Origin of the sequence: Winogradskyella arenosi (assembly GCF_003337305.1) — a bacterium.
Lineage (GTDB): Bacteria > Bacteroidota > Bacteroidia > Flavobacteriales > Flavobacteriaceae > Winogradskyella > Winogradskyella arenosi.
The window spans coordinates 813519-833727 of sequence record NZ_QPJO01000002.1 but is presented as its reverse complement, the minus strand read 5'-3'; the positions used below and the strand labels follow the sequence as shown (position 1 = coordinate 833727).

Below are 20209 nucleotides of genomic sequence, written 5' to 3'. Positions count from 1 at the left end.
AAACTAGTGTTACTAAAACGTAACTTCTAATGTTGTAAACCAATTGCGCGGCGCAGATGGTATGATACCAGGACCTGGATAACCTGTAGCGCGTCTTGTAAAGTAAGCCTTATCCAATACATTATTAATCCCTGTTTCTAATTTGAACATTTTATAGCGATAGGAAATTGAAAGGTCTAAAATATCGTATTCTGGAATTTCACCAATAACACCACTTATATTGGATGCAACAGAATTGGTAGCGTCTGTAAATTGCCTTCCTAAATACGTGTATTGCATATTAGCCATAAGGTTTTTATAACCAAATTTTAAGCCTGTTTTTAAATTTAAATCTGGTACAAATTCTACCTTATTACCTTCAATTCCGGGTTGTTCAGACTTGGTATATTCTGAAGAAATAAAGGAAGTATTGATGTAATAATTGAAACTGAAATCGGTATTCAGTTTTAAGATTTTCTTCAAGTTAAAATCAAATAAAGATTCTACACCATACATTACGGCATCTCCAATATTACCACGTTCACTAACAACGCTTCCGTCTTCCTGTTCTTTTTGAACAAAACCTATTCGATTATTGTAAAATAAGGCGAAGGCCCCAACATCATAGGATACGATATTATTATAATTTCCTCTTAAACCAAAATCTACCGTAAACCCATCTTCATCCGTAATGTCAGGATTAATGGCAAAAGCAGGATTTACAATATTTATATCTGAAAAGGTAACAGAACGATAGTTTTGTGAAATATTAGCGTAAGCTTCTAAACTTGTAGTGGGTTTATAACTTAAACCCAAGCCTAATAACACAAAATTGCGTTCAAAATCACGATTATCTTCTACAGTCTCTTCAAAAATAACATTGCCTGCCGCATCTGTATTGATACGTTTATAAGCCCCTTCACTTTGTGTTTTTATATATTCGAACCTAAACCCAGGCGTCACAGAAAATTTATCATTCAGATAGAAGATATTTTCACCAAAGACTGCAACATTTAGATTTGGAAAATCAAAATCGGATTGATCTGAATAGTTAGGAAATTCATCGGCTCTAATATTAAAATCGGGACCTATTCCATCGGAACCTGGCCCTTGTTGTTGACTGTTATTAGCCTTGTAAAATTTAGAACCGATTAAGAAGGTAGCCTCTTTATTAAATATTTGATACTTGCTTAATAATCGCCCTTCAAAACCATAATTATTGAAATCCCCTTTTATTAAATCACGCTCTGTATTCGGATCTACCTGATCCACACGATTGGTTCTAAAGCCTAATGCATTTCTAGACGCATTCAACCCGAAAAAATTAAACGTAAAATTAGTAGCTTCTGAAAACTGATGGGCTAATTTAAAATTGTAGAGTAACCAATCTACTTCAAACCAATTTCGAGCTCTATTACTTTGGTAAGGGTCTTCATTAAACATTGTATCGGTTAAACCACCGGCTTGTTGTGCTAAATAATCTAAATATGTAAGTTCTGCTGTAACCGACGTATTTTTATTAAATTGATAACCAATATGAGCGTATATGTTTTTAGATTCGAACTCTGAATTTGGCCTAAAACCATCGCCTTTTTTATAATTAAAAAAGGTATAATAACTCCATTTATTACTGGTCCCACTAAGGCTGGTAAAATTAGTGTACAAGCCAAAACTTCCTAAGGTATTCCTTGTAATAACCTCTAATGGTTTTTTGGGATTGGGTTCTTTCATTACAAAATTAATGAGTCCTCCAAACTGCGTTCCATATTGTAAAGATGCCGCTCCACGGATAACTTGTATTTGTTTTAATCCTTCTGAAGCTGGGGAATAATAACTTTCAGGATATCCTAGTACGTCTGCACTAATATCGTAACCATTTTGCCTCGTATTAAAATTTGCAGTTCTATTGGGGTCTAAACCTCTACCACCGATATTGAGTTGTAGTCCGGCATCATCATTCTGATAAATATTTAAACCTGCCACTTGGCTATAAAGTTGTCTCGCATTATTTGTAGCTAAATTGGCCATAGATTCTTCCACTAAAACCACCTCAGTTTTCTTCCCAGCATAAATCGCAGTTTCTTCAACATCTTTTAATCTGCTTAAATTAAAAACTTTAGATCTTCGCGCTGTAATTTCAACGACCGTTAAAGCTTCGCCAAAGGTCTCTAACTGTTGGTTTAAAACAACATCATTTTCAACGGTGATTGTAATTTCTAGTATTTTAAATTCATAAGAAAAATACACCAAATTCAAGGTTTGCTTTTGGGTCGTGAATTCATAATAACCATTGGCATCGGACTTTGCCAACACCCCAGAAACTTTATCATAAACCTCTACATTTTTTACCGGTTCTTGTGTTTCCCGATTGGTAATAATACCAGATACCTTTTGTTGTGCATTGAGTGCAAATGCAGACAAAACAATTATTATAAATATACTAAAGTCCTTTAATGTCATCTTTAAATGGTAAAATCCAATTTTTGGGTTTAAATGATTCCGTTTGTTTTAGCAAATCCACTTTGGGGTCAATGTAGCGTTCACTAGAGCGACCGTTTAGAGCCACAAAACTATCGACGTAAATTTCAATATTTTTATGCCCTTGTGCTGCAAAATGTTGTTCTAAATATTTGGCATACTCTAGAATAAAATCGGGCTGTGTGCTCATTTGTTTCTCTTGAAACGGTGTTAAAAAATCTGAATTATTTACAGAAAATGAATGTCCAGATACAGCATCAACCACTTTAAATTCTGTATAACCTGCTTTTTCCATTAACATGACGCGCCAAGAAAACCGATAGCCTTCTTCGGTCCAAAATAATTCGTTAGGATACAACAAATAACGAAACGGCAAAAGTAATTGAATCGTAAAAAATAAACCTAAAATTGGCAAAATTATCTTTTGATTTTGAAATTTATAATTCGAAATTTCAATTGTAGAAGCTTTTAGCTTTAAAACGTTGCATAATTTTCGGAATCCATTTAAAATACGCTCATGTACAGCGGCATCGAAAAAAATTAGAGTTGCTACAATCATGACATAAGGAAACATGCCTATAGGAAACAACACTCTTGTAAAGACATGGAAAAACACAATTAACGCAAAAGCAAAACCCCGTGTGCGCTTATAAAGCATAAAAAAGGGAATGGTTAGATCATATAACATTCCAGACCAACTCATGGCCATGTGAAACCATTCTTGTTGCATCACATTTTCGCCAAGAAAAGGCAAATCATATTTAGAAGGTAACCATATTTTTAATGGCATGGCTTTACATAACCAATCACTATTTATTTTGGCCAAACCGGCATAGACATAAACGATCCCTAATAACAGTTTTATGCTATTAATAGTCCATTTCGGAATTTGATGGTATTGTTTTTTTCTAATAATAGCGTCTAAAGAGAAGTACGCATTGGCGGGTAAAAAACACATTAAAAAACTCAATATACTTATAAAATAGTAGTGATTGAGGTATGTGGTTTTATCCATAAATTCGATATAGGTAAAACTTATAAAGAACGTGATAATGGCGATGCGATATTTTAATCCTAAGGCCACAAAGAGTGCAGATAAACCGCATATTACAAATAGAAGATATGTATAATTGCCGATAGGTTTTACCCATTCGAAACCATAATACGAAAAGTGAAATTGAGGTTCTAAGTACAGTTTTTCAATCCAACCATAAGACCAAAACCTAATAATGCTTGCTAACATCATAAGACCAAAACCTATTCTGAACACCGCCAACGGCGCAGGATGGGTTTGTTTATTGAAATATGATGTAAGTTTAATTAGCATAATACAAAAAAAAGGATTCTTATTGAATAAGAATCCTTTTTGAATTTAATTTTAATTTTAGTCCCCATCAGCATCAACATAGTCGACACTAACATTTAAGGCTTGTAACATATCAACCTTAAGTAAAACCACTGCCATTTGCAAAGCATCATAAGCTTCGGTCATTTTAGTATTATCCATGGCAATCTGATCCGCAAAACTATCATCTAAGGTATTAATTTTAGATTGTGCGGTGTCAAACTGATTATTTATAAGTACACTTAAGTCTTCCCCATTTTTTATGGTATTTAAATAGTCTAAATAAGAGGATAAACTTTCTCCTGTGGTAGTGCTGTTGTAATGTTTTCCATTAAAAAAATCTTTCATAGCAGTTAATGCTTCTGTTGCTAGCATTTTTGAAATATCATTTCTATAATAAGCTTCTACTTTATCTGGCAACGGCGTTGTAGAGAAATTACCGGCAGGAATCCCAATTTTATTGGCTCTTAATCCTTTTTCGTAATAAAACATAAAATCGTTAATCAGTTTATTAATAGATCCTGTAGCCGTATTATTAGCATTATCAATAAACGTCTGACCGTAGGTTGCCCAACTTTGCGTCACATCTTGCGTTAGCGATTCCATTTGATTTACTAAATCTGAAACATAAGCCAAATATTTAGCCGCATCTGCATTTGATGTATAAAAGCTTAATATATCCATATCGTTATCCGCCAAGCCATATAACATATAGTCTAAAGCAGGAAAACCAACCGCGTCATTATTATTAACATTAGCTAAATCATAATTCTGAGATTGAATATTATTTTGAATATCTGTAATATTTGTAGGATAGATATTCATTTGGTACCCAAAATTAATCTCTTCGGCTCTACCTATGTTGAACATTTCAGCAGATTGCCATATTTTATAGGCATTATACCAAGCCGTCCTAAATGAATCTAGATTGGCTTGAGTAGGTGCATTTACAAAATTATCTTTTTCAGTTACCATATTGGTCACTGCGATATTTAAATCTTCATAAACTGGAACAATAATATTATCCGCCCAATTGGTTAACATCGCAGTTCTGTCAAAATTATCGGTTACACCTCCTGAACTCTCATCTGAAGTACTACACGCCATGGCTAGTACAGTGATTGTGAAGATTAAAAAAGCTTTCTTTAACATAGTTATTATTTTTTCAATTGTAAAAACAACGAAGTATAAATGTCCTAATAAAAGGAGGTTTATACTTTGAAGTTTTTGGCGTATTTCTTAGTTAATAGTTTGCGCAACGGTAAAGTCGAAACGATCTGCAATTGCCGTAGAAATAGCATCTAAAGTCTCTGGAGTTATGTCCCAAAATCCGTTACCTGCAGAGATCTGAGCCATAAATGCATCAACCTCTGACTTACTAAAATAAGGACTATTTGTACCAGGTTGACGTGTAAATTGAAGACTGTATACAAATCCAAAACCTTCAGATAATTGGTGGAATGCGCTTGCCATATCGCCTTCTGCTAAGACTTCTTTTCCTCTTTGTAAATAATAAACACCTCTAACGGCTAAAATTTTAGAAATATTTTCTCTTATGATTTCAGCTTGTGCATCTCTTACAGTATAATTTTTAGCCACAATTGCAGCTCTACCCAATTTAAAGGCATCGTATACCGTTTGAGCAATCCCAGCGAAATCTTGATCAGCCTCTACTCTATCCATATATTCGCTTAAAAATGAATCTGCATCTAAAGTTGGCATAGTCGCATCAGCTTCCGCACCATATAAATAGCCAAATGCTTCATCCCATTTATGCTCCATCGTTGTATAAGATTTTCCTTCTTCAACGATATCATTATCATTATTAGAAATATTAGAAGCTTCATCTAAAACCGCAGGACTTAAATAATTATTAAGAATTTGGTCTGTCATTAAACTTCCTATTAAACCTTTTGCAACAAATTGATTAAGTTCAAAACCTTTAGCGTTAATATATCTTACCGTTCCGCCACCAGCTTGTTGTAATTGTCCTGCATTTCCTGCACTTGCTGTATTATCCCAATTTGAAAATACATTTGTTGCTTGATCAGAAATCCAAGTATCAAATTGTGTTTTTATAGCATTCGCATCGGTAGTGTTTGCCGAAAAATAATCTTGAGAAGCAGCCACTTTACTTCTAAGACTTTTATCTGAAGCATTTAAATCTGCATCTAAAAAATCATTAGCCCCTTCAACGTGCGCAAACATAGCATCTAATTGAGCTTCTGAATAGGCATTATCTTTAAGTGCTGTTACAAATTCCTCACCCATTGCAATCCTTGTGGTTTGACCGCTAAAACTTACCGTAGAATTTCCGTCTCTTGAAAACTCATAAGTTACAGGTGTACTAACTTGTGGTACTGACGCCCCATTATCATCATCACTAGAACATGAGGTCAATACTGCTGCTATTGTAAATAAACTTAAGGCAATTTTTTTCATTTTTTAACTACTTTATTATTCTTATTAAGACTTGGTATAAATAATTTCACGCGAAAATAAGGCAAAAATTAATTCGACGCACTTTATTTAGATTAATTTTAAATAAAAATCGTAAAGAATATTAAATTACTCTTTGAAGAACACCATTATTCCACACTTCCCCCTTAGTTAGTGCGTTTAGATTTTAATAGTAATAAGAAATTAATAACAGTCCATTTTAATTTGTGATCGCGCTTCAAAGCTACTTAAGGGCTCGTTTAATTGCGACGTGGTAATTTCATCTAAGACCGCTAAGACCCGCGTTTGCATGGCAACAGAACCACAAATCATTACTGTTCCCTTATTTTTTAGGTGAGCTGCCACTAAATCTGATTGTTGAAGCAAAACATCTTGCACATAGATTTTTTGAGATTGCTCTTGGGAAAATGCCGTAAACAGCTCCGTTAATTTACGCGCTGCGAGGGCATTTTGCAACACTTCAGCGTACAAGTTTAAGGAGCTTTTAGTGCGTCCGCCCCAAAATAAATATATGTTTTTTTGTTTTTTGTTGCTATTAATCATTCCTAAAAAAGGTGCAATACCTGTACCATTGGCAATTAAAATAGCGGCTTTAGATTTTGGCAAGTGAAAGTCTGTATTACTTTTTATTGTGGCCGTAAACGTATCCTCTTTACTTAAACCGCTAAAATAGGTAGAGCACAACCCTTGTTCGTGCTTTTTAATACTCAGTAAAATATCGCCATTAGCAATTTCAGCAATTGAATATTCTCTAGCCGCTTCGTCTTTATTAGGTTTAAAAGCTAGCAAATCTCCCGATTGAAAAGAAATCCGTTTTAAAGGTCGCAACTGCAATAAGAAGGTCGCATCTTTATTTAGCGCTGTCCGTTTTACCACTATAAAACGTCGCGTTTTTTTAGGGTCTATTCTTTCTATAGGTTGGACAATCTGAAGCTGTTCTCCAGACCTATTATTCCACGCTAAGACCCAATTATGAAAGGCTTCATAGCTTTGATTATGAATTTTAACCAAGCCCATTTTTTGATTAAAATTTGGGTGGACTTGCAAGAGTTGATCAAGCTCTTCAGCATACTTACAATAATCAGGATATAATAGGGACCCAAAACCAACCACTGAAAAGACCATAGTATTAATTTGACTTGTAGTGCCTAAACGTTTTTCAAACTTATTCGCATTTATCGGTGCTTCCCCTTCTCCATAGGTTGCTGTAAATACCGTTAGTTCTTTAGCTTTTTTGTAGGTGGTGTACGTATTTAAAGCTGAAATATAAGCGCTTTTCCCTTCGGCTAATAATGCCTCGTAGAAACTAACGGCATATTTATAAGTACTTCCAGTTTCAGAACCTACCAGAAGAATATGTTCTGCCTCATCTTTCTTAAATGAATTCTTGATTTTAACACTTGATTTTTGACGTTTTAGAGTCATTGCAAATCCTGAATAAATAAAGAAAATTAAGGCTATCCCCACTAACGCTAAAACGAGTGCCCAAACAATAGTTCCTTGCCCTGTATGCAACCATAAACTCCATTGCGATAAACGGTGAACAATAGGATATGTTTGTTTACTCACCACTTCTCCAGACACTTGGTTCACTAAAAGTTCTTTATCCTTTAAAGTGAGATAGAAATAGTCTTCAACATCTTCTGAAAAAGGAAATTCTAAATTTTTGACTTCCGAAATAGGTATAGACTTAAAAACTTCGAAATCTGAAAATGCTATTTTATCTATATCCTCAGGTATATCTTCAGGATACGTATGTGTAATTTTTGATTCTGGTAAAAGAGAAAACTTTTCTAAGGATAAATAGACACCAGTGAGCGCTACTATAATCACAGGAATTAAAAACCATCGTCCTAATTGAACATGGTAATACTGCTGAAAATTTTCATTGACGACCTTTGAGAAAAAACGAAGCATACCGCCTTGCCGTTTGGCTATTAAGAGTACGCCAGTTATGGCCATTAAAAAGAGGAAAAAAGAAACCAATCCTACAATAAAGCGTCCGGTTGATTTTAAAAATAAGGAGCGGTGTAAGTTTGTGGTAAACTTAAAGAGCGGCGCTTTTTCTATGAGTGCGCCTAATTTCTCACCCGTTTCGGGATTGATATAAAAGGTGTCATTATCCCCTTCCGAAGTTATAACAGAAGCTACAACAAAATTATTCTCATCCGTGGAGATGGTCATAATTTCATCGTAGCGTTTATTAAGACTTTCTATTGTGGTTGCTAAAGTGGTATTCTCATTAATCTGATATGACTGTAACTGGTTAGACAAAGGCTCGAAGGCCAAAATTGTTCCTGTTATAGAGGCTAAAAGAATAAAAAGAGAAGACACAATAGCCAAGATAAGATGGCTAAATCTCCATATAGAAAGGGTCATTTGCAATCTTATTTTTGAGGCATCATACGGATGTAACGGATAAAGCCTTTACCTTCTACTTTACTTCTTACGTTTGCAGAGGTAAGTTCTAGCTCCACATCACTTTCGTAATACTCTTGATCTTCGACAGCAGATTCAAAACGCAGCTTGTACCCTTTGTCTAATTTATCGTTATCAATTTCAATAACATTAACGGTACGCTCCCCACCACTCACGGTTGCTCCGGTAATGGCATCGATATTATTTCGTTTTTTTCCGTAAAAATCCCACCAAGACTCAACTGTGTTATACCACTCATCATCATCTCCAATAACGTTTAAGGTTTCTAAATATTCGCCTTCAGGATTTAAAAGCGAAATTACAATATAAGCGCCTTCACCGGTGTAGTTGGTCATTTGAATCATACACTTATACTTCGTAGCGTCTTTAAACGGACGGAATGAGACTAAGCCTAAGGTAAGCGTTAAAATTAAAACTAATGCTTTTGTGTTTTTCATGGTTGCAATTATATTACTTTAAAAATTCAATAGAGATGTTACGGTCGCTTAGCAATTCATTTTCTTTAGCTAAATCGTAAGCTGTTTCTTCAAAATCAGTGACAAGGTTTTTCTTTGCCCCTTGATCTACTAAAAACTTCAGAATGGTTGTGTCTTTAGCTTTTAGTGCTGCAATATGTAAAGCGGTATTGCCTTCGCTATTTTTAGCATTAATATCTTGGTTCATGTCTACGGCAAGTTTTAACAAATCAAGACTATTCTGTTCAACGGCTAAATGGAACCAAGTGTTTCCGTTCTTTTGTACAGCCGTTACATCTGCACTATTCGATTTTAAGATCTCTAATTTTTTAGAAAAAGCCGCTTTGTTACGAGCCGAATAAGACCCAATGGCGTAAGCCACTAAGTTATTCCCATCAACATCTACGATGTCCGTTTTAAACCCTTTATCAATTAAGTACGCTACAACCTCTGGAGAATTGCCTGCTACTGCTAAAGTTAAAGCCGACTGTCCTTTTTTATTCGTCATGTTAACGGCGTTTAAATGCTGTGCTAATGTTTTTACAAGCTCTAGATTATTGTTCTCTGCGGCATTCATAAATGCTGTATTCCCTTTATGGTCTGGAGTACTCACTTCTAAACCTTTGCCCATTAAGTACTCTATAACTTTTAAATCTTTACCTCTCGCCGCAACAATATGTAATGGAGAAACACCTTCTTTATCAATAACCTTAGGGTTTAAGCCTACTGACTCTAAAAACGTATATACCTCAACACCATTAGTGGTTCCTCTAGCGCCATTAGCCGCCATAATAAAGGCCTGATCAGTTCCTGTTAAACCTTTATCCACAAGCATTTTTAATAAATCTATCTGCCCTTTTTTAACGGCATAGTTAAAAATTCCATTTCCATCATTATCCGTGCTTTTAATAGACAAGCCTTTAGAGAGAAAGTATGAAGTTAGTTTAAAGTCAGGATCACTCGGCGCCGCTAATAACAATGCATTAGCACCATCTGGGTTGGTTCTATGTACTAATTCTGAATTTTCTTTTAATATAAGCTCATAGACTTCAATGTTTTGCTGCCCTGCACTAGCAGCAAAATGGATAACAGTACTCCCTTTGTCATCCGTTAAATCGGTTTTTGCGCCGAGTCTTAAAAGTTGCTCAACCATTGTTGAATTCCCTTTATAGGCCGCCCAAAAGAGGTAGGTTCTACCATCATGAGTCAGTTTATTAACGTCATTTCCTTTTTGCGTCAATAAATAATTAATTGTTGCTGTTGGCGCATCTTGTAAAATGGCATACACTACAGGATCGAAGTTTCCTTTATTCGCTTCAGAAGGATTATTCCCTTCCTTAATTTTAGCTTTTACTAACGCGATACTAGGTTGTGTCCCCCAAAAATCACGATTTAAAAGGATATTCTCTTTCTTCTTTTGAGCGTGAGTTGGAAGCGCCAATACTAATACAAGCACTATAATTAGGGGTTTTAAAATTTTCATATTTATAAGGGTTTATTTTCGTCTTATTTTACAAAAGCGTCAATGATACTATTTATTTCTTTTTCTGAAGTCATTTCTTCATCTAATAGATACTTAAAAAGCACTTTATGATCTACTTTCTCTTCTAAGGTTAAATCTTGTTGTTTTTGGTACACTTTATTCCACTTAGCACGCACCAATTTCCATTTGTTCTGTTGGTCTTTCCACCAGTCTTTAGACGCTTGGCATCGGCTCTCATCTACACGTTTATAGGTATTAAACCCTTTCTCTTTAGCGATAATAATATCCTCTGCGCCAGCTTTTCGGACTACTTTTTCATTGTCTTGGTCATGCACCCAGCCAAAATTAGTAATTTCATGACGATTCCCTCTTAAGGTGATGTTATAATCGCTACGTTTTGTATATTCACGTCTTGGTAATGGTGCTGTGGTTGTATTTTCCCAATATTTTTTTCCATCGACAAATACCCAAGTTCCAGAACCTTCATAACGTGGACTATCATCTACTTGAAACACTTTTTGTGTCCACTGCCCTTTTACCTCATCTTTAGATTTTTTCTCATAGGTCCAATTATTATCACCATTGTACATGTAAAAATCTTGATTTTGAAATAACCAATCTTGTCTCCAATGTTTTACAATCATAGGTTGGTCTGGTCGCCCTACTTGTAATAAATGCTGAATTGATATTTTATTAGCTTCATCTTCTATAGCTACCGCATATTCTAAACCTTTTGCAATTTTAGTCTCTGAAGGTCTATAAAGCGAATCTTGACTATAGTTGAAGGTCTCCGTAAAATTAAAAGTCACTTCAAAACAACCACACATTTCTTTTATGGCCTCTTGATCTTGGGTTTTCTTTTGTTGGGCCTGAGCACCGAAGTTTAGGGCGACCACTAAGGATAATACTGGGATAAATCTCTTCATCATTTATTTTGAGTTATTAGGTTTTAAAAAAAATTAAAAAAACTATTCTTATTTAGAATGAATTAAAATAAGATTCTATATTTGCGACAAATTTATCAAGAATGAGTCTAAATAAAAATAAAATATCTATTTATTTTTCAATTATTTTCTTTTCATGGTCTTTTGCTCAAGAGAAGGGCTTTCCTACAGATAGCATACGTAATTCGTCCCTAGATGAAGTTATTGTAACAGGACAAATAAATCCGACGTCTATAAAAAAATCGGTACATAACGTCATTGTTATCAACCGTAAACAAATTGAGCAAGTTGCCGCAAACAATTTGGCTGATGTATTAAATTTCAACCTCAATCTTAATATTATCCCTAACGCTCAAACCGGACGATCTACCATTTCATTTTTTGGTTTGGACTCCGAATATTTCAATATTCTTATTGACAACATCCCTATGGTTAGTGATAATGGGGTTGGTAATAATATAGATTTAACTCAAATTAATCTCGATAATATAGAACGTATCGAAATTGTTGAAGGTGCTATGGGTGTAGAATATGGCGCTAATGCCGTTTCTGGCGTCATTAATATTATCACTAAAACATCTATTGACCATGATTGGCGTATACAAGCCTATATACAAGAAGAAACCGTTAGCGATGAATATACTTGGTTTGACCAAGGCCGACATATACAATCTATAAATGTTGCGCATAATATAAATGAAAAATGGATGGCGAAAATAGGCGTCAATCGTAACGATTTTGCAGGTTTCTTAAACCAAAAGCAAGGCGAAAATTATTATCAAAACGATGGACTTAGAGGTTATGAATGGTTACCTAAAGAACAATTAACTAGCAATGCCCTACTCAACTATAAAGGCAACAATTTTAGACTGGTTTATAAATTTGAATATTTTAATGAGCGTATTAATTTTTACGATGCTTCTGTAAGAGCGAATATAGAGACCGAAAACCAAACGAGTAATCCCTCTGCTACCGATAAAATATACACCACTAATAGGTTTGTAAATAACTTAAATATATACGGTCAGCTAAACTCTGGTGCAAATTATAATGTAGCGCTCTCTTACCAACAACAACAGCGCGATTTAAACGAATTTAACTATTATATTTTAAGTCGAGAACGCAGTAATGAATCCGATGAAACTTACCAATCGAGTAAGGTCTTATTTTCTAAGGGAACCCTCAATAATATATTTAAACGTGACGCTTCTAACTTTCAATTGGGTTATGAAGCGCGTTATATGGAAGGGTTTGATACGCAAGCTTCGGGCAGCATCACCCAACAAGACAAAACCAATACGCAGACCAATGTTGCGGTCTTTGGGACTTCTGAATTTAAGTTATCTCAAAAAATGTCTTTACGTCCTGGTATTCGTTATGAATACAATACGCTTTTCCATTCTAAATTTTTAGGCTCATTAAGCGCGCGTTATTTAATGGCGAACGGTTTTGAGCTGCGTGGAAACCTCGGCACATCATACCGCGTTCCTAATTTTGAAGAACTCTATTATTATTTTGTAGACTCTAATCATGATGTACAAGGTAATGAAGATCTAAAACCCGAAAATGGTTACTCTGCCTTTTTAAATTTAAAAAAACGAAGCTGGATTAACAACCTATCACTCATCAACAATTTAAAAATAAGCTATTTAGATGTTTCAGACAAAATAGATCTGGCAGTTGTAAATGCAACCCCTTTACAATACCAATATATCAATATTGACACGTATAAACTGATTGGTTTCACCTTAGAAAACACCTTAAAAATGGAAGATCTTTCATTCAATTTAGGTGCTACTGTTCAAGGGATTTCCAGAATAAATAATAGTGAAGCTAATAGTAATGACAAGTTTCTTTACAACCTTCAATTAAATACTAGCGCGTCCTACTTTGTTAAACCCATAGAGACGGCCTTTACCCTCCTTTTAAAATACAATGGCGACCAAGAGCAATATTACGCTACAGGAACAGATTCCGTAGGAAATTCAACCTTTTCATTAGCCAAAACTGAGGCTTACAGTTGGGTAGATGCGTCCGTAAAAAAATCGTTTTTAGACCGTAAAATAGAGGCCACCCTTGGTGCTCGTAACCTTTTTGATGTGACCAATGTTAATGTTAGCAGCAGCACCACAGGAGGGACACATAGCACTAGTAATAACTCCCTTTTACTAGGCTACGGACGTTCATTTTATCTTAAACTCTTATATAATTTAAATTTTTAAACCCTTAATAATTATGATAAACAAATATTTAAAAGTTGCCTTATGCTTTGGTATTATGGCATTGAATAGCTGTAGTAGCGATGATACAATTTCAGGACCAATTTCTGTTGTTATAGAAGGTGCAACAGTAACGCCAGAAGTTGGCGGATCTAATGAAGAAAACCAAGTGTATATAGACTTAAGCACAGATACCTCAATTGCTGTACAACGCGATTCTTGGGATTTAGGTTTTTATTCTGGCGATGAATTTAAAGTGGGCATCAACGGCTCTATTTATATGGCCACTTCAGCATTATCGACTACAGATATTGATGCGGTAAATTCTTCAACTGCAGAAGTCCAAGAATTACAACCCCTTGTTGCAGTTGGGACATTTGATGCTGATAATATGGAATTTATTGATGCGCCTTACGGTCAAATTACAGAAACGGCTATTGAAACAGTTTCATCTGTGGCTGATGAAAACCCTGTGTATTTAGTGAATTTAGGCTATGAAGTCGGTACCGAGGCTGCTCCTACCGGAAGCGTCGCTGTGGCAGGTGATGCAAGAGGCTGGAAAAAAATTAGAGTTCTACGAGATGGAGATAACTATGTGCTTCAGTATGCAGACTTAGATGCCAGTACACATCAAGACATTACAATTTCAAAAGACAGCGCTTACAATTTTACCTTCTTTAGTTTTAATACCGAATCTGAAATTAGCGTAGAACCGATAAAAACCAATTGGGACTTAAACTTCACCGTTTTTACGAATGAAATTGAAGGTTATGGCTCTTATGGCTATTCAGATTTTGTGGTGACAAATACTAAAGGCGGTGCTGTTTCTTATAAAATTGATACCGAAACGGAGGCTTACACTTATGACGATTTTACATTAACCGATGCCCTATCCATAGCTTTTGATACTGACCAACGCAACATTGGTAGTTCTTGGAGAGTTGGTGGAGGTCCAAGTAGCTCACCTGCCTTAATAGACAACGTTTTCTATATCGTTAAAGATAGCGATGGCAACTATTATAAAATGCAATTTTTAGCAATGTATAGTGATGATGGCGAACGTGGTCATCCAAAATTTGTGTACAGCTTATTACAGTAAACGTATTCACAACTATAAAGAAAGAGTAGTTCGCTGCTCTTTTTTTACAACTCATTTCAAACCTTAGAATCATTATAAATAAGAAACTTATGAAAACAATTTTACAATTTTTAACCGTGCTATGTCTTAGTGCTACAGCATTTGCACAAGAAACCATCGTTAACCTATCTATGCAACCGAGTTACACAGATCAGGTGTATTATAAATTAAGTACCGCAACAGCAAGCGCATTCACAGCAAACTCTTGGGATATCGCATTTTTAAGAACAAGTGCTTACAATTTTGGAATGCGCGTAAACAGTGGTATTGGTATTGAAGTCTTTGAAGCCGTTAATACGGCGGCAAGTTATAACACTATTGATGTCGCTAACGAAGCAAATTGGACTGCCCTTTATAACAGTGAAACGTCATGGAGTAACGGTGCTTTTGAGCAAGGCTCAGCAACCTATGGATTTGGAGAATATAATCCTATTACCCATGGTGTAGAAGGCAGTATTGTATTTGTTTTAAAATATGCCGATGGTACCTACAGAAAATTCATTAATGAAAGTTATGCTGCAGGCTATACCTTTAAGTATGCCACTTGGAATGCCGAAACGTCAACTTGGAGCGAAGACCAAACGGTAACACTCTCAAATACAAACAATCCAAATAACAAATTCAATTATTATTCTTTACAAAATAATGAAGAAGTTGTGGCTGAACCTGCAATTTCAGATTGGGATTTTGTATTCACTAAATATGCAACCGATTATTTTGGTGACGGAAGTTTTTTCTATCCCGTAACAGGTGTTTTACATAGTGATGAAGTTACTGTGGCACAAAACGATGAACAAAGTGGTATGCAAGCAAACCCGACATTAACTTATTCTGAAGACATCAATACCATCGGTTACGATTGGAAAACATTAAATGATGCTTGGGCTTATGATGTAAGCTCTAACCAGGCTTATTACATAAAATATGCAGACGATACTATTTACAGATTGTATTTTACAGCTTTTGAAGGAAGCAGTACAGGAAATCTTTCTTTCGCTGTTGAAGATGTAACCAATGCTTTAAGCATCGAAGATGTTAATAGTTCTGTTGCTTTCGGAATATATCCTAATCCTACAACAGACAAAAAAGTAAATTTAGTTTATGATGTAAATACATTAGCTTCAAATAACAACGAAGTCGCTATTTTCTCAACTACAGGTCAAAAAGTATATCAAACGAACTTAAATTCTAACTCAGGATTTTATAATAAATCCCTTGATTTATCTTCATTAACTAGTGGTATTTATGTTTTACAATTTACTTCTAGTAATAACACTGTAACTAAAAAACTAATTTTAAAGTAATTTCTATAATCTCATCATAAAAAACCAAACCTTAGAATCATTCTAAATAAAACAATAATGAAACCATATAAATTAATCTTACTGTTCTTTACTATCATTCAATATTCTCATGCTCAACAATTTATAGAAAACTTTGAAATTGAATTAAATGGTATTGTGTATGGAGAATCGCAATGGATAAATATAGATAATAATTCTAGCGAAGAACTAATCATATCCGGATATGATGATTATTACAATAGCACATCGGCTATGTATTCATATCAACCTGAAAATATTGGGCTAATGAGTTTTGACATGGAAGCTTTTTCCAATTCAAATATTGAAATTTTAGATTTTAATAATAATGGTTTTACCGATTTTATAATAAATGGATTTAACTCCAGTGACTTACCAGAAACCCTATTATATGTTAACGACACCAATGGTTCCTTTACCTCACAAAATTTATCCATTCCTGGAACATCAACAGGTGAAATGAAAGTTGGTGACTTCAATAATGATAATTTAGATGATATAATTATTACCGGTATGAATGCGAATTACACTTACATCGCTAAACTATACTTACAAACCAATGATGGTTCTTTTACTGATACTCCGACTCCTTTCTTTGGTAATTCCTACGGAAGTATTTTGAGTTTTGATGCCAATAATGACGGTAACTTAGATATACTTCTTACAGGTTTTACTAATAATTATATACCAGAAACGAAATTGTATCTTAATGATGGTAATGCTGTTTTTACAGAAAAAATAGATGCGGGTATAGCTGAAGTATATTTTTCTGCACTAAGCGCTGCTGATTATGATAATGATGGTGATGAAGATATTTTAATCTCTGGTTATGATTCAACATACAAGCCATTCACTGCATTATATAACAATGATGGTAATGCAAATTTCAACATCAATACAGAAATTAATTTAGCTAATTTATATTGGGGCGCAACTAATTTTGTAGATTATGACAATGATGGTGATTTAGATATTTTTATTACTGGTGCTGACGAAAACACTCTTCCTCATATAAAGTTTTATAATAACATAAATAATGTATTTACAGAAGACACAAACGCAAATACCGGTATTTATGCCACCTACGTTAGTTCTGCACATTGGTCTGATTATGATAACGATGGAGATATGGATTTTGTTTTAAGTGGACTTAACAGTAACAACGATGCAATTTCGAAAGTCTATACTAATCAGAATGAAAATTTAAGTATTGAAGTTGTCACTCATAATACACAACTATTGCTACACCCCAACCCTTCAGTAAACAAAACAGTTAATTTAGTTTATGATGAGAACAACTTAAATTCATCTAAAAATGCAGTGACAATTTATTCTTCTTTAGGGCAAAAGGTATACGAAACAGCATTGATTAATTCGTTTCATGAATACAAAAAATCTCTAGATTTGACGTCTTTAGAAAATGGCATTTATTTAATGCAGTTTACATTTGATAATAAGCGAATTACAAAGAAACTCATTTTGAAATAGCAAATAGTACAACTATTTATTACCGAAGCCCTCGCAACTCTTGTGAGGGTTTTTATTTTTTAATGATAGAACTTAAAAATTTTCGAGGCTTCATTATAAGCACTTTCAAAACACATGGCATTAAGATCATGAGCTTTCTTTTGGGTAAAGTAAGAAAACATTCTTTCGGTGGGCATGTTTCCTGTTAATTCATCTTTAGCCATAGGGCATCCGCCAAAACCTTGAATAGCACCATCAAAACGTCTGCAACCGGCAAGATAAGCTGCATCCACTTTTTCAAACCACGTTGTTGGTGTGGTATGGAGGTGAGCACCAAATTCTATATTTGAATATTCAGGAATTAAATTTGAGAATAAATAATTGATGTTTTCAGCATCTGAACTTCCAATAGTATCACTTAAGGATAGAATCTTTACGCCCATTTTAGATAAGCGTTCGGTCCACTCCCCTACAATATCTACATTCCACGGATCACCATACGGATTTCCAAATCCCATAGAAATATACACCACCACTTGCTTATTACTCTTATCGGCAATTTCAAGAATTTCAGATAGCGTTACTACAGATTCTGCAATAGTCTTATGCGTATTTCGCATCTGAAAGTTTTCTGATATTGAAAACGGAAACCCTAAATAATCAATCGCTTTATGTACAGAGGCATCGTTAGCCCCTCTAGTATTAGCAATGATTGCCAAGAGCTTACTCTTGGTTTTACTTAAGTCTAATTGAGCTAATACTTCGGCAGTATCTACCATTTGCGGAATCGCTTTTGGGGATACAAAACTTCCAAAATCGATGGTATCAAAACCAACGCGCAATAAGGATTGAATGTATTGTACTTTTTTTTCTGTTGGAATAAAAGCTTTAATGCCTTGCATGGCATCCCTTGGACATTCTATGATTTTAACCGGCTTGTTCATTAGTTCAAATATACATTAATTGAAATTGAATTTAAACTCGATATTAGATTTCAAAATAAAATAGTCAACTTGTAAATGCCATTGCTTTGGTATAAATAAATACTCATCTTGGACATACCACTAGTATTCAGAGCCTATTTACCAATTGAACACTGCGGGCCCTAAAAAACCAAACCACATAGCGTAACCTGCTACGCTACCAAGACCTCCTGCGAGGATAAATGAAAACCGATAGCTTAAGGGTATAATTTTAAATATCACATAACATGAAATGAGAAGTCCAATCACTAAGGCTAGTGTTGGTATCATCCATTCATTAAAGCCCAAATCTCTAGAAATCTTAAATTCATCTCCATGAAAATTCGATTGAGAATAAAATAGGGCTTCATAAGAAGCTAGTATAAAATTAAAGACCTCACGAAGCGCAAATAATACCATAAAAACAGCAAGCCAATCTAGAGTCATAAATTTAACCCGCCATTTTTTTCGTCTTAAAAAAAGAAGTAATACCCCGATACCACTTGTTAGTAAGGTTTGAGCGGGACCTCCAAGCGTAATCAATTTGTCGTGTAATTTATAGGTTTCATTGTAGGGATATCTTTCCATTACAATTTTATCTAAAGCTTCAAGTTTTATTTTTACATCTGCAGGCCATTCATCATAATCTAGATCGTCGTAGGGATCAGATAGTCTTTTAATCTCTTGTACCTCTCGATCTTCAGAAAAATCTTGAGTATACCCCATACTGCCGTAACTTAAGGTTGTGGTGTAACCAAAATAGTTTGCAACGGCAATATGACCCCATTCATGAGAAAGCGTACCGATAACAGTAAAAAGCATAAAAGAGAGGAAAATAGCAATAACAAATCTCGGAAGAATCTTAAACCTTAGCATTTCACTAAGTTAAAATAAAAATCGCAATCCCAACAAAAACAATTATTTGAAGCCATTTTAAGACTAAACCAGAATTTTTATGTTTTAAGGTATAGCGCTTTATTTTACCTGCCAATAAGGCTATGGCAGTAAAAATGATAAAAGATACGAGCATAAAAATACCACCCAAAATATAGAATTGAATCACGGTATTCATAGTCTCGCTAAATAAAAACCCAGGAAAAAAAGCCAGAAAGAAAATGGTGACTTTAGGGTTAAGCACATTCATAAAAAAGCCTTGAACAAAACATTTTTTTAGACTCTTCTTGGGCATATGCTCAGCACTAAAACGGATTTCAGCATTAGACCTAAATACTTTATAAGCGAGAAACAAAAGGTAACAGGCCCCTAAGATTTTAATTCCTAAAAATAAGTTCTCATTAGCTTTAATTAGGGCAGATATACCAAAAGCGAGTAAAGTGGTATGAATAATACAGCCCGAAATTAAGCCACAAACCGTGGCCATTCCATAAGACTTCCCGTTAGCGATACTTTGCACTAGTACATAGATATTATCTGGTCCAGGCGAAAGCGCTAGTGCAGAAGTGGCTATGATAAAAGAAATAAGAATATCGTAACTCAAAGGATCAGCATAAAAATTTC

Annotated in this window: 15 protein-coding genes; 4 read left to right on the top strand and 11 right to left on the bottom strand. The window is 34.6% G+C overall.

Annotation, left to right across the window (positions count from 1 at the left end):
* Positions 1 to 12 precede the first annotated feature (12 nt).
* From DFQ08_RS08330 to DFQ08_RS08295, 8 genes are all read right to left on the bottom strand, one after another.
* The gene (locus tag DFQ08_RS08330; protein WP_114309537.1) at positions 13 to 2439 is read right to left on the bottom strand and encodes a TonB-dependent receptor domain-containing protein; all 2427 of its coding nucleotides are present in this window, start codon (positions 2437 to 2439) and stop codon (positions 13 to 15) included.
* Positions 2420 to 3784 (bottom strand): HTTM domain-containing protein, encoded by a 1365-nt coding sequence (locus DFQ08_RS08325; protein WP_114309536.1) that lies wholly within the window; start codon positions 3782 to 3784, stop codon positions 2420 to 2422. Before DFQ08_RS08325 ends, DFQ08_RS08330 begins: the two co-directional genes overlap by 20 nt.
* Positions 3785 to 3841: 57 nt before the next feature.
* Positions 3842 to 4954 carry an imelysin family protein gene (locus tag DFQ08_RS08320; protein WP_114309535.1) on the bottom strand — a complete coding sequence of 371 codons (1113 nt, stop codon included), beginning with the start codon at positions 4952 to 4954 and terminating at the stop codon, positions 3842 to 3844.
* Positions 4955 to 5041: 87 nt separating this feature from the next.
* Positions 5042 to 6244: a DUF4856 domain-containing protein gene (locus DFQ08_RS08315; protein ID WP_114309534.1), complete on the bottom strand. Its 1203-nt coding sequence runs from the start codon at positions 6242 to 6244 to the stop codon at positions 5042 to 5044.
* A gap of 201 nt (positions 6245 to 6445) precedes the next feature.
* A complete protein-coding gene (locus DFQ08_RS08310; protein ID WP_114309703.1) occupies positions 6446 to 8641 on the bottom strand; it encodes a PepSY domain-containing protein in 2196 nt (731 codons plus the stop codon).
* An 8-nt stretch (positions 8642 to 8649) separates the two neighbouring features.
* Positions 8650 to 9138: a DUF2271 domain-containing protein gene (locus DFQ08_RS08305; RefSeq protein WP_114309533.1), complete on the bottom strand. Its 489-nt coding sequence runs from the start codon at positions 9136 to 9138 to the stop codon at positions 8650 to 8652.
* 13 nt (positions 9139 to 9151) lie between these two features.
* Positions 9152 to 10639, bottom strand: a complete 1488-nt coding sequence (locus DFQ08_RS08300; RefSeq protein ID WP_114309532.1) for an ankyrin repeat domain-containing protein — start codon at positions 10637 to 10639, stop codon at positions 9152 to 9154.
* A 23-nt stretch (positions 10640 to 10662) separates the two neighbouring features.
* Positions 10663 to 11565 carry a DUF6607 family protein gene (locus tag DFQ08_RS08295; protein ID WP_114309531.1) on the bottom strand — a complete coding sequence of 301 codons (903 nt, stop codon included), beginning with the start codon at positions 11563 to 11565 and terminating at the stop codon, positions 10663 to 10665.
* Positions 11566 to 11666: 101 nt separating this feature from the next.
* On the opposite strand from DFQ08_RS08295, the gene DFQ08_RS08290 reads away from it, so the two are divergent.
* The 4 genes from DFQ08_RS08290 (at position 11667) to DFQ08_RS08275 (ending at position 17750) form a co-directional block, all read left to right on the top strand.
* On the top strand, positions 11667 to 13805 hold the full coding sequence (locus DFQ08_RS08290; protein ID WP_114309530.1) for a TonB-dependent receptor plug domain-containing protein: 2139 nt from the start codon (positions 11667 to 11669) through the stop codon (positions 13803 to 13805).
* A gap of 13 nt (positions 13806 to 13818) precedes the next feature.
* Positions 13819 to 14901, top strand: coding sequence for an HmuY family protein (locus tag DFQ08_RS08285; RefSeq protein ID WP_114309529.1), 1083 nt, complete (start codon positions 13819 to 13821; stop codon positions 14899 to 14901).
* An 89-nt stretch (positions 14902 to 14990) separates the two neighbouring features.
* Positions 14991 to 16244: a T9SS type A sorting domain-containing protein gene (locus DFQ08_RS08280; RefSeq protein WP_114309528.1), complete on the top strand. Its 1254-nt coding sequence runs from the start codon at positions 14991 to 14993 to the stop codon at positions 16242 to 16244.
* 252 nt (positions 16245 to 16496) lie between these two features.
* Positions 16497 to 17750: an FG-GAP-like repeat-containing protein gene (locus DFQ08_RS08275; RefSeq protein WP_181858380.1), complete on the top strand. Its 1254-nt coding sequence runs from the start codon at positions 16497 to 16499 to the stop codon at positions 17748 to 17750.
* 59 nt (positions 17751 to 17809) lie between these two features.
* Here the strand turns inward: DFQ08_RS08275 and DFQ08_RS08270 are convergent, their stop codons facing one another.
* The 3 genes from DFQ08_RS08270 to DFQ08_RS08260 form a co-directional block, all read right to left on the bottom strand.
* The gene (locus DFQ08_RS08270; protein ID WP_114309526.1) at positions 17810 to 18673 is read right to left on the bottom strand and encodes a hydroxymethylglutaryl-CoA lyase; all 864 of its coding nucleotides are present in this window, start codon (positions 18671 to 18673) and stop codon (positions 17810 to 17812) included.
* Positions 18674 to 18811: 138 nt separating this feature from the next.
* Positions 18812 to 19567, bottom strand: a complete 756-nt coding sequence (locus tag DFQ08_RS08265; protein ID WP_114309525.1) for a hypothetical protein — start codon at positions 19565 to 19567, stop codon at positions 18812 to 18814.
* A gap of 4 nt (positions 19568 to 19571) precedes the next feature.
* Positions 19572 to 20189: a LysE family translocator gene (locus DFQ08_RS08260; RefSeq protein WP_114309524.1), complete on the bottom strand. Its 618-nt coding sequence runs from the start codon at positions 20187 to 20189 to the stop codon at positions 19572 to 19574.
* Positions 20190 to 20209: the final 20 nt, after the last annotated feature.